The 11118-nt window shown below is 68.6% G+C and carries 13 protein-coding genes; 3 read left to right on the forward strand and 10 right to left on the reverse strand.

Annotated elements, in window-relative coordinates; all coding sequences use genetic code 11:
* The 5 genes from fliN to G3O00_RS34190 form a co-directional block, all read right to left on the reverse strand.
* Positions 1-480, reverse strand: a 480-nt coding sequence (gene fliN, locus G3O00_RS34170) for a flagellar motor switch protein FliN (protein ID WP_206145627.1), incomplete at its 3' end; no start/stop codon positions are given.
* Positions 473-1471: a flagellar motor switch protein FliM gene (fliM, locus tag G3O00_RS34175; protein ID WP_011350467.1), complete on the reverse strand. Its 999-nt coding sequence runs from the start codon at positions 1469-1471 to the stop codon at positions 473-475. The genes fliN and fliM, both read right to left, overlap by 8 nt.
* Before the next feature lie 22 nt (positions 1472-1493).
* Positions 1494-2030 carry a flagellar basal body-associated protein FliL gene (fliL, locus tag G3O00_RS34180; protein ID WP_011350468.1) on the reverse strand — a complete coding sequence of 179 codons (537 nt, stop codon included), beginning with the start codon at positions 2028-2030 and terminating at the stop codon, positions 1494-1496.
* Positions 2031-2335: 305 nt separating this feature from the next.
* The gene (locus G3O00_RS34185; RefSeq protein WP_174940293.1) at positions 2336-3058 is read right to left on the reverse strand and encodes an LrgB family protein; all 723 of its coding nucleotides are present in this window, start codon (positions 3056-3058) and stop codon (positions 2336-2338) included.
* A gap of 13 nt (positions 3059-3071) precedes the next feature.
* Positions 3072-3548, reverse strand: a complete 477-nt coding sequence (locus tag G3O00_RS34190) for a CidA/LrgA family protein (protein WP_174936283.1) — start codon at positions 3546-3548, stop codon at positions 3072-3074.
* 138 nt (positions 3549-3686) lie between these two features.
* Here G3O00_RS34190 and G3O00_RS34195 point away from each other — a divergent pair, with 138 nt between their 5' ends.
* Positions 3687-4613, forward strand: coding sequence for a LysR family transcriptional regulator (locus G3O00_RS34195; protein ID WP_011350471.1), 927 nt, complete (start codon positions 3687-3689; stop codon positions 4611-4613).
* A 60-nt stretch (positions 4614-4673) separates the two neighbouring features.
* Here the strand turns inward: G3O00_RS34195 and G3O00_RS34200 are convergent, their stop codons facing one another.
* On the reverse strand, positions 4674-6236 hold the full coding sequence (locus G3O00_RS34200; protein ID WP_011350472.1) for a DHA2 family efflux MFS transporter permease subunit: 1563 nt from the start codon (positions 6234-6236) through the stop codon (positions 4674-4676).
* Between the two features lie 177 nt (positions 6237-6413).
* Positions 6414-6905 carry a MarR family transcriptional regulator gene (locus G3O00_RS34205; RefSeq protein ID WP_011350473.1) on the reverse strand — a complete coding sequence of 164 codons (492 nt, stop codon included), beginning with the start codon at positions 6903-6905 and terminating at the stop codon, positions 6414-6416.
* 174 nt (positions 6906-7079) lie between these two features.
* On the opposite strand from G3O00_RS34205, the gene G3O00_RS34210 reads away from it, so the two are divergent.
* A complete protein-coding gene (locus G3O00_RS34210) occupies positions 7080-7364 on the forward strand; it encodes a multidrug ABC transporter ATPase (RefSeq protein WP_011350474.1) in 285 nt (94 codons plus the stop codon).
* 267 nt (positions 7365-7631) lie between these two features.
* Positions 7632-9197, forward strand: a complete 1566-nt coding sequence (locus G3O00_RS34215; RefSeq protein ID WP_206145628.1) for an efflux transporter outer membrane subunit — start codon at positions 7632-7634, stop codon at positions 9195-9197.
* Positions 9198-9219: 22 nt separating this feature from the next.
* On the opposite strand, the gene G3O00_RS34220 is transcribed toward G3O00_RS34215, so the two are convergent.
* The 3 genes from G3O00_RS34220 to gspL form a co-directional block, all read right to left on the reverse strand.
* A complete protein-coding gene (locus G3O00_RS34220; RefSeq protein WP_206145629.1) occupies positions 9220-10008 on the reverse strand; it encodes a type II secretion system protein N in 789 nt (262 codons plus the stop codon).
* A 32-nt stretch (positions 10009-10040) separates the two neighbouring features.
* Positions 10041-10547 carry a type II secretion system protein M gene (locus G3O00_RS34225; RefSeq protein WP_011350477.1) on the reverse strand — a complete coding sequence of 169 codons (507 nt, stop codon included), beginning with the start codon at positions 10545-10547 and terminating at the stop codon, positions 10041-10043.
* The coding region (gene gspL, locus G3O00_RS34230) for a type II secretion system protein GspL (protein ID WP_241025468.1) at positions 10544-11118 on the reverse strand (575 nt) is incomplete at its 5' end. The genes G3O00_RS34225 and gspL, both read right to left, overlap by 4 nt.

Raw genomic sequence — 11118 nt, forward strand, 5'->3', positions numbered from 1 at the left:
TTTCCGGATGCGTTCGGCCGGCGTGATGATGTCGGTCAGGCGGATACCGAACTTGTCGTTGACGACCACGACTTCGCCCTGCGCGATCAGGCAGCCGTTCACGAGCACGTCCATCGGCTCGCCGGCCATGCCGTCCAGCTCGACGACCGAACCCTGCGCGAGCTGCAGCAGGTTGCGGATCGCGATCTTCGTGCGGCCGAGCTCCACGGTCATCTTGACCGGGATGTCGAGGATCATCTCGATGTCGTTGTGCGTCGAGCTTGCCGCGGCCTTCGACAGCGGCTGGAACACGCCGGCGCCCGTCGCGCCCGCCTGCACCGGCTGCTGGTTCTGCTCGGCGAGCGCGGCCGCCCAGTCGTCCATGCCCGGATCTTCTTCCGCCGCGGCCGGTGCCGCCTGCGCGGCGGCGGCCGATGCCGCGAGGGCCGCGTCGGCCATCGCTTGTGCGTCGTCCTCGGGCGTCTGGTTCAGCTCACTCATATCCACCTTCCTTCATCGAATCGCCCGCGCTGATCATCTTCTGCACGCGCAACGCATATTGACCATTGAAAATTCCGTAGCCGCATTCCATCACCGGCACGCCGTCGACCTTCGCGGTGATCGTGTCCTCGATTTCCAGCGGCAGCACGTCGCCCGCGCGCAGGTTCAGGATCTTCTCGAAGTTCGACGAGATCTCGGCGAGGTTCGCGGTCAGCTCGACCTCGGCGGCCTGCACCTGCTGCGACAGCACGCGCACCCAGCGGCGATCGACTTCGAGCGCCTCGCCCTGGATCGGCGAGCTGAGCACGTCACGGATCGGCTCGATCATCGAGTACGGCATGCAGATATGCAGCGTGCCGCCCGTCGGCCCGAACTCGATCGAGAACTGCGTGACGATGACGATCTCGTTCGGCGTCGCGACGTTCGCGAACTGCGTGTGCATTTCCGAGCGCACGAATTCGAACTGCAGCGGCCGCACGCTCTTCCACGCGGTCGTGTAGTGCTCGAATACGAGGTTCAGCAGCTTGCCGATGATCCGCTGCTCGGTGGCCGTGAAATCGCGGCCCTCGACGCGCGTGTGAAAGCGCCCGTCGCCGCCGAACAGGTTGTCGACGACGAAGAACACGAGGTTCGGGTCGAACACGAACAGCGACGTGCCGCGCAGCGGCTTCACGTGCACCAGGTTCAGGTTCGTCGGGATCGGCAGGTTGCGGGTGAACTCGCTGTACTTCTGCACCTTCACCTGGCTGACGGAAATTTCCGCCGTGCGCCGCATGAAGTTGAAGATGCCGATCCGCAGCAGGCGCGCGAAGCGATCGTTGATGATCTCGAGGCCGGGCATCCGGCCGCGGACGATCCGCTCCTGCGTCGCAATGTTGTAGGGGCGGACGCCCGATGTGTCGCGCTGTTCGTCGACTGAATCGGCTTCGCCCGTGACGCCCTTGAGGAGGGCATCGACCTCCTCCTGGGACATGAACTCCTGGTGACCCATACGCGCTCCTTTCGCGGCCGCGTTACTGGACGACGAACTCGGTGAACAGCACGTCGTCGACCTTCGCGCGCTGGTTGCCGGGCTGCGTCGGCTGCTCGATCAGCTCCCGCAGTTCCTTCGCGAGCGAACGTTTGCCGTCCGGCGTCGCGAGATCCTCGGGATGCTTGTTCGACAGCGCGAGCAGGATCCGGCTGCGGATCTCCGGCATCCGCGCGGTCAGTTGCTCCTGCGCCTTCGGGTCGGTGAGCTTCAGCGACAGGCCGACGCGCAGGTAGTGCTGCGCGCCGTCGTCCGACTGCAGGTTCACGGTCAGCGGGTCGAGCGGGAAGAACACCGGCGCGGCCAGCGGCGCCGGCTCGGCAGGCGCGCTCGCATGGCCGACGCCTTGCTTGCTCAGGAACACGTACATGCCGCCGGCTGCGGCGGCTGCCGCGCCCAGCGCGATGACGGCGATGAGCGCGATGCGCTTGAACTTGCCGGACGAAGCCGGCTTGTCGGCGGTCGGGTTTGCAGTCGTGGAGGCCATGTGAATGCGTGCGTGATGTCTCGTAGCATGCATTGTTCGGCATCCGGGCCGAGCCCGATGGGCGGAAAAGAGGGGGGATTTGCGGCTATCTCAGCCGATTGTCGGCCGGGTGTCGGCCGGATGCAGGGTAAGTGGGGGCGGAAAGGGCCGCCGGACTGGCGGCTGAAGCGGGCGTGGCGGGGAGGGGGCGGCCATGCCCGGTGCGGAAAGGCCGCCGGGCCAGCGGATGGAGGAGCAGGCGCGGCCGGAAGGTGGCGCCGTTCCCGCCGCACGGGGTCTGCCGCGCCGAAGGCGGCAGGCATGATCGGGCCGGCGTCTGGCGGGCGTCGGCCGCCCGGTCAGATCGGCAGCAGCGTCAGGAGCGGCGCGATCAGCACCATCGCGACACCCGCGATCATCATCGTCAGGCTCGACACGACGCCTTCCTCGCTGCCGATCTCGCGCGCCTTCGCGGTGCCCACGCCGTGGGCGGCCGCGCCGAACAGCGCGCCGCGCGCCAGCCGCGTGCGCATCGGTACCAGCGCGAGCACCAGCTCGCCGAGCAGCATCCCGCAGATGCCGGTCGCGATCACGAACAGCGCGGTGAGATCCTTCGGCGCGTGGATCTTGTCCGACACGGCGAGCGCGAACGGCGTCGACACCGAGCGCGTCATCAGCGAGCGCTGCAGCTCGGGCGACAGGTGCAGCAGCTTCGCGAGCAGCAGCGACCCGCACACGCCTGCGCCGATCCCGACCGCGACGCCGACCGACAGCGACAGCCAGTGGCGGCGGATCAGGTCGCGATAGTCGTAGATCGGCACCGCGAACGCGATCGTCGCCGGGCCGAGCAGCCACATCAGCCAGCGCGTGTCGTGGAAGTAGACCGAATACGGGATGCCGGTCAGCAGGACGAGCAGCACCAGCACGCCCGGCACGAACACGAGCGGCGAGAACAGCAGCGTCTTCTTGTACGCGTAGAGCCGCTTCGACGCGAAATACAGCACGACCGTCAGCACGAAGCAGCCGAACGAGATCGCAGTGTTCGCCTGGTCGGCGGACAGGTTCGACAATGCGGCAAGCATGGCAGGCTCCGGCTCAGTGGGCGGACGCGGCGCTCAGGCGCGTGCGGCGGCGTTCGGCGAACACGCGCTGCGCGGCGAGCCGGCGCTCGAGCTTCGCGGCGAGGTCGACCGCGACGGCCACGGCGACCATCACGAACGCGGTGCCGGCGAGCATCACCAGCGCGATGCGCCAGCCGTCCTCGCGGAACAGCCCGCCGTACTGCACGGCCGCGACGGCGGCCGGCACGAAGAACAGCAGCATGTCGGACAGCAGCCAGTTCGCGCCGTCCTTCACCCACGCGGGCGCGACGCGGCCCGAGAACAGCAGCACGAGGAGCACCGCGAGGCCGATCACGCCGGACGGAATCGGCAGCCCGACCTTGCGTACGGCCCAGTCGACCGCCATCCACAGCGCGCCGAGCGCGGCGGCCTGCAGCGCGATCCGGCCCGTGCGCGCGAGGCTGCCCGAAGCGGCGGGGCGAGTGGCGAGTGCGGCGGTCGGCTTGGTCATGGCGGGCTCCCTACAGATATTGCATCGATGGTGGGAGTATAGGGTTTCCCCTAACCATAAATAAAATGACTTGTCTCTATCCTTGTCATTCCAATTCGGAATTCGTTTTGATCGCCGCACCAATTTGGGGAGTCATCGATGGAATTGCGCGCGCTGCGGTACTTCGTCGAGGTGGTTCGCCAGCAGAGTTTCACGGCGGCCGCCGACAAGCTGTTCGTGACCCAGCCGACCATCAGCAAGATGGTGAAGGCGCTCGAGGACGAGATCGGCTCGCCGCTGCTGCTGCGCGACGGCCGGCAGATGGTGCTGACCGATGCAGGGCGGATCGTGTTCCAGCGTGGCCAGGACGTGCTCGCCGCGCAGGCGCAGCTGCAGTCGGAGCTGAACGATCTCGGCACGCTCGGGCGCGGCGAACTGACGATCGGGATCCCGCCGCTCGGCGGCTCGCTGTTCACGCCGATCATCGCCGCGTACAAGCAGCGCTATCCGAACATCGAGCTGAAGCTGTTCGAGCAGGGTGCGCGGATGATCGAGGCCGCGCTGACGTCGGGTGAGCTGGAGCTGGGCGGGCTGCTGGAGCCGGTCGATCCCGGCACCTTCGAGCGGCTGCCGATGGTGCGCGCGCCGCTGTGGCTCGTCGCGCCACGCGAATCGCGCTGGGAGGATCACGCGGCCGTGCCGCTCGCGGATCTCGCGCGCGAGTCGTTCGTGTTCTACGCGGAAAGCCTCGCGCTGCACGACGCGGTGCTCGACGCATGCCGGCAAGTCGGCTTCACGCCGTCGATCGTGAGCCGCAGCGGCCATTGGGATTTCATGGCCGCGCTCGTGCATGCGGGGGTCGGCATCGCGCTGCTGCCCGAGCCGTATTGCCGGCGCCTCGACGCGGGTCAGTTCACGTGCCGGCCGATCGTCGAGCCGGAGATCACGTGGGCGATCGCGCTCGGCTGGCTGAAGAAGGGGTATCTGTCGCACGCGGCGCGCGCGTGGCTTGAAGTGGCGCGGGCGACGCTGCCGATCGCGCCGGGTGACGACCTGGCGTTCGGCGGGTTGCGGGCGAGGGAGTGAGGCCCGCCGAAGCGGGCGGTAAATCGAACGAGGCGGGCGCAACGGCCGCCCGCCGCGCGGTCAATGCCCCATCGCCGGCCCCGCACCCTTCCTCGGCTTCGTGATCCACACGAGCCCCGCGAGTGCGCCGAACATGAACGCCGACAGCAGGAAGAAGTCGTTGGTCGCCATCATGAAGCCCTGCTGCGTGACGAGCTGGTTGAGCTGCGCATTGGCCGTCTGCCCGACGATGCCGAGCTGCGACAGCGCGCCCTGGTAGTCGGTCGTGTTCTGCGCATACACGCTCACCGATTCCGACAGCCGTGCGTGGTGGTAGATCGCGTCGTTCTCCCAGAACGTCGAACTCGCCGCGGTGCCGATCGCACCCGACAGCGTGCGCAGGAAGTTCGACAGCCCCGACGCGCTCGCGAGCCGGTCGTCGGAGATGCTCGACAGCGTGATCGTCGTCATCGGCACGAAGAAGCACGCGACGCCGATCCCCTGCACGAGACGCGGCAGGATCACATGGTTGAACGGCACGTCGAGCGTAAACGTCGAGTTCCAGATCGACACGCCGGCGAACACGATGAACGCGAAGCTCGCGACCATCCGCAGGTCGAGCCGATGCATGTTGCGGCCGATCAGCGGCGACAGCACGAGCGCGAGCAGCCCGACCGGCGCGGTCGCGAGGCCGGCCTTGCCGGCCGTGTAGCCCATCACCGTCTGCAGCCACAGCGGGAAGATCACGACCGAGCCGAAGAACGCCATGAAGCCGAACGAGATGATCATCGCGCCGAGCGCGAAGTTGCGGTCCTTGAAGAGCGACAGGTCGACCACCGGCTCCTTCTCGGTCGCTTCCCACACGAGCATGAACGCGAGCGACACGACCGCGATGAGGGCGAGCGCGACGATGAACGTCGAGTTGAACCAGTCGCGGTCCTTGCCGAGGTCGAGCATCATCTGCAGGCACGACACGCCGATCACGAGCAGCGCGAGGCCGATCGCGTCGATCCGCTGCTTCGACGTCTTCGTCTCGCGGCCGCGCAGCAGGAAATACGCGCAGGTCGCTGAGAAGATGCCGATCGGCAGGTTGATGTAGAAGATCCACGGCCACGTGTAGTTGTCGCTGATCCAGCCGCCCAGCAACGGGCCGAAGATCGGTGCGACGATCACCGTCATCGCCCATAGCCCGAGCGCGAGCCCGCGCTTCGCGGGCGGGTAGCTGCGCATCAGGATCGTCTGCGACAGCGGCACCATCGGCCCCGACACGAGGCCCTGCAGCAGCCGGAACGCGATCAGCGTCTCGAAGTTGGTCGCGAGGCCGCACAGCGCCGATGCGACCGTGAACGCAAGCACCGACAGGGTGAACAGCCGCACCTCGCCGACCCGCCGCGCGAGCCAGCCGGTAAGCGGCACCGCGATCGCGGACGCCACCGAGTACGACGAGATCACCCAGGTGCCCTCGCTCGTCGCGACGCCGAGGCTGCCCGAGATGGTCGGCACCGCGACGTTCGCGATCGACGTGTCGAGCACTTCCATGAAGGTGCCGAGCGCGAGCCCGACGGTGAGCAGCGCGAGCGCACCGCCGGACAGCGGCGCGGGTTCGGCGGCGGGGGAGGCGGCGGATGCCGTGGTGGCGGACATCGGAATCTCCTAGACGCGGCGCGCGCGACGCGCCGGCACAACGCACGGGTGTGCGCCGCAGCGCAGCCCGGCCGGGTGGAACGGATAAACGGAAAAAGGGAGCGCGTGCCCTGTCATCTTCTGCCCAGACAGAGAAATAAGCGAATGCTTAACCTAGACATGGGGCCTCCGCGCACATCAGCAGTCCGCTTCGTCGTCGGGTTTCGGGCAACCGGTCGAGCCGGGCCCGTTGGCGATGAAGCGCTGCAGCAGGCCGGTGAGCGTCACGAGCTCGTCGGCCGAGAATCCGTCGAGCTGCGCGTTGAGCGCGGTGGCGATCAGCGACGGCAGCGCCCGGGCGGCTTCGGCGCCGCGTTCGGTCAACGTCAGCTCGATCATCCGGCGGTCCTGCTCGCTGCGCGAGCGGGCGACCAGGCCCTTGCGTTCGAGCCGGTCGAGCATCCGCGTCATCGAACCGCTGTCGTACGACATCTTGCGGGACAGCTCGAACGGCGTGCGCGCATAGCCGCGCGACAGCAACAGGATCACGCCGATCTGCTGCGCGGTGAGGTCGAGCGGCTCGAGCGCACGGTCCATCCGCTCGACGAGCGCCTGCTTCGCCTTCGACAGGTAATAGCCGAGGCTCGTTTCCAGCTCGATGTTCTCGGGATCGTAGAGGCCGCCGGTCATTCGATTGCGCGCGCAGCAATAGTGCGTTTCAGATTTAAACGCGCCCAGTATCTTGAAAATTGATTGCTTAGTCAATATTATTTGAGGCAACCAGTTACGACGTGCATGTTGCACTGCCGGAGACTATGTTCTGACCGATTCGCCCGCGCTGCGGGCACCCCGAGGATGTTCGCGATGCTGTTCCTGAAAAATGCCGCCGGCGCGCTGCGCCGCAACCTGACCGATACCGCTCATCATGCGTTTTCCGGGCCGCACCGCGGCTGGAAGATCGCGCTGTACGTGACGATGCTGGTGGTACCGGGCGGCTCGCTCGCGGCGCTCGGGTTCGCATGGTTCGATCATCGCCGGCAGCGCAACGCGAAAGACGGCGCTCGCCGCACGGGCCAGCCGGCCGCGACGGAGCCGTCGACATGGCGGTCCGCCGCCGAACCGCTCCCGCTGCCCGCGCGCTGCCACTGACAGCGCGCGTCTCCCGCCTTCCTGACTGCTCCGACTGAGCGCCGGCCGCGCCACGCATGGCCGGCGTCGCCCCCGTCTTCCTGTCAGCGGGCCGTAATGGCCGGTAAACCGGCCGCTCGCGCCGGTAACACATTCCTGTCGCCACGCACCGTACCCTTGGGGCTGCGCAGCTTTCCCGCCGTCAGTTACCATTTGTCCGCCAGCGGCACGACGACCGCATCGCGCGACGCCGTTCGCCGGACGTCGCGCCCAGACAGGAAAACCACCATGCCGTACGCCTCCCTCCCGCGCGCCCTTCGCCCGCTGAGCGCCGCCGTCGCCGTCGCGACGGCCGTGCTGCTCGCCGGCTGCGCCGTCGGGCCCGACTATCACCGGCCCGACACGTCGATCCCCGCCACCTACAAGGAAGCGCCGGCCGGCTGGAAGGTCGCGCAGCCCGCCGACCGCACCGACCGCGGCGCGTGGTGGACGGTCTACAACGATCCGCAGCTCGATGCGCTGATCGGCAAGCTCAACGCGTCGAACCAGACCATCGCGCAATCGGCGGCCGCGTACCGGCAGGCGCGCGCGCTCGTCACCGAGGCGCGTGCCGCGTACTTCCCGACCGTCGGGCTGACCGCGTCGGGCTCACGCGCCCGCACGCCGCGCACGTCGGTGTCGTCGGGTTCGTCGTCGAGTTTCGGCAGCAGTTCGTCGATCAGCAACAGCTACAGCGTCGGCCTCGACGCGAGCTGGGAACCCGACCTGTGGGGCAAGGTGAGCCGTACCGTCAGCGCGCAGCGCGCCGGCGAAGCCGCCGCCGCGGCCGATCTCGCGAATGCGCGGCTGTCGCAGCAGGCGCTGCTCGCGCAAACCTACTTCCAGCTGCGCACGTCCGACGCGCAGCAGAAGCTGCTCGACGACACCGTGAAGTCGTACGAACAGTCGCTGAAACTCACGCAGAACCAGTACGCGCAGGGCGTCGCGGCTCGCGCGGACGTGATCCAGGCGCAGACGCAGCTGCAGAGCGCGCAGGCCGCGTCGATCGACAATGGCGTGGCCCGCGCGCAGTACGAGCATGCGATCGCGACGCTGATCGGCGAGCCGGCGTCAACCTTCTCGCTGTCGGCAAGCCCGCTCACGGCCGAGCCGCCGATCACGCCGGTCGACGTGCCGTCCGCGATCCTCGAGCGCCGCCCCGACATCGCGGCGGCCGAGCGCCGCGCGGCGGCCGCGAACGAGCAGATCGGCGTCGCGATCGCCGCGTTCTTCCCGACCCTCACGCTGTCGGCCACCGGCGGCGTCCAGAGCTCGGTGTGGTCGCAGCTGTTCACGCTGCCGGCGCGCTTCTGGACGGTCGGCCCGCAACTCGCGGCCACGCTGTTCGACGCCGGGCTGCGCGCCGCGCAGACCGACGCCGCGCGCGCGACCTACGACCAGGACGTCGCCGCGTACCGCCTCGCGGTGCTCACCGCGTTCCAGGATGTCGAGGACAACCTCGCGTCGCAGCGCATCCTAGCGCAGGAAATCGACGTGCAGCGGCAGGCCGTCGACAGCGCCGAGCATTCGCTCGCGATCGTCACGAACCAGTACAAGGCCGGCACGGTCGCCTACCTGAACGTGCTGACCGCGCAGACCACCGCGTTCACCGCGCAGCAGAAGCTCGCGACGATTGCCGGGCAGCGGATGACGTCGTCGGTCGGGCTCGTGAAGGCGCTCGGCGGCGGCTGGAGCGCAGCGGAGATGGCGCGCGAGAACGGCGACATGGCGGCACCGGCACCCGTGCCGGCATCCGGTGCGGCCGCGCCCGCGGCCACCGCACCGTCGGTCGCCGCGCCGCTCGCGCAGAAGTAGGAAGGAAAGGGCGACGCGCGCGTCAGCGCTGCGCGTCGCCGAAGATCAGCGACACCTCGTTGTTGCCGATCGGGTGGCCGAGCAGATTCAGCAGCCCTGCGAGGTTCGCCTGCTGCTCCGGCGCCGCATGCGCGGTGCCGCGAAACGATCCCTGGCCCGGGCCGAAGCTGCCGTGGCCGTCGAGGAACAGCGGGCCCTGCGTCGTCGACAGGTCGAGATCGGCGTCGCCCCCCTTCGCTTGCAGCACCGCGCGGTACGAACCGAGCGGCTTCACGCGCGAGACGCGCGAACTCATCGAGTCGATCGTCACCGTCAACTGGCCGAATGCATTGTTGCCGATCAGCCGCCAGTCGCTCCAGCCGAGCCGCACGTCGCCCTGCAGGTCGAGCGTGTTGAACGGCGTGCCGAGCCCCGCGAGCAGCGACGCGGGCACGGCCATCGTGCCCGCCGACAGCACCGCGCCGCGCCACGTCGCATCGAGCGTGACCGCATCGGGCATCGCCTCGGTCTGCCGCATGCGCATCTGCACGCGCCCGGTCAGCAACGGCCAGAAGGCCGTGGTCCATTCGACCCGGCCGGGCAGCAGCGTCGCCGCGCTCTGGTCGGCCCCCGGCGCGAGCATCAGCGTGCCCGAACCGTGCCACAGCGACCCGTCGGGATCGACGAGATTCACATGCCCGCCGGTCGCGCGCGCGAACTGCGGCGCGATCCACGCGGCCGGTGCGAGCGCGACGAGCGTCAACGCCGTCGCCAGGCCACCCGCCAGTACCCATGGCAATGCGGTGGCGAGCCGCCTGATCCCCGGCCTCATCGGCCGGCCGCCACTTGCGTCATCCAACTGCGTCATTTCTGCGTAGACGGTTGCATCACGGCCGTCAGGTCGACCTGGCCGTCGTCCTTCAGCGCCGTTGCATGCGCTTCGCCGACCTGTACCTTGAACTGCCGGCGCGCATCGTCGAGCCACTGCGTCCACGCCGGGAACGACACGTTCTTCATCTGGACCTGCACGCCGTTGCCGACGATCTGCAGCTGCGCGCCCTGCAGCCCGTGATCGGACAGCGACGCGGTCAGCGCATCCTTCAGCGCGAGGCCGGTCGGTGCCACGCCCTGCGCGGCGGCCGTCAGCGACTTCGCCTCGTTCGCCTGCGCGGTCATCTGCGCCAGCTCGCGGCGCATCGTCGGCAGCTCGCGCTGGATCCGCGCGCGGCCTTCCTGTGCGGGCGACCACAGCACCGAATACGCGATCGCGATCGCCAGCACGGTGCCGCCCCAGCCGAGCAGCATCTTTTCACGCTGGGAGCGCTCGCCCCAGAACTGGGCCAGCGTCTGGTTCAGTTGTTCCGTCTTCATGAGCGGCTCCGGATCGTCCATTTGCCCGTGTTGCTGTCGACTTCGCCGGACAGTCCGTTACGCGCGAGGCGCTGCGTGAAATCGGGATCGACCTTGACCTCCGGCTTGAAGCCGACGTCGAGCTTCCGGTCGTGATAGTCGAGCGATGCGATGCCGTTCAGCGGCAGCGCGCCCATCGACCGCGACAGCCCGCTCGACAACGCGAGGAAATCGTTCGGCGACAGCTCGCCGGCCGCCAGGCGCAACTGGTCGAGCTGGCGCTGCATCTGCGCGGGCGGATCGAGCACCGTCGTCGTCTTCGGGAACGCGGACAGCAGCGTCTCGGTGATCTGCGCGGACAGCGCATCGCGCTCGCGCGACAGCTTCCACCAGTGCAGGTTCATCCCGATCACCGCCACGCCGAGCGTCGCCGCGACGAGGGCGAGCGGCACGCGCAGGCGCTTCACCGTCGCGCGGTCGAAGCGCCACGGCTGCGATTCGAATTCGAACTGGCACAGGTCGAATTTCTCGGTCAGCGCGCGCCGTGCGAATGCGTCGAACGACAGCGGGGCGGCGCCCGGCAGCAGCGGGC

Source organism: Burkholderia sp. Ac-20384, assembly GCF_017104605.1.
GTDB lineage: Bacteria > Pseudomonadota > Gammaproteobacteria > Burkholderiales > Burkholderiaceae > Burkholderia > Burkholderia lata.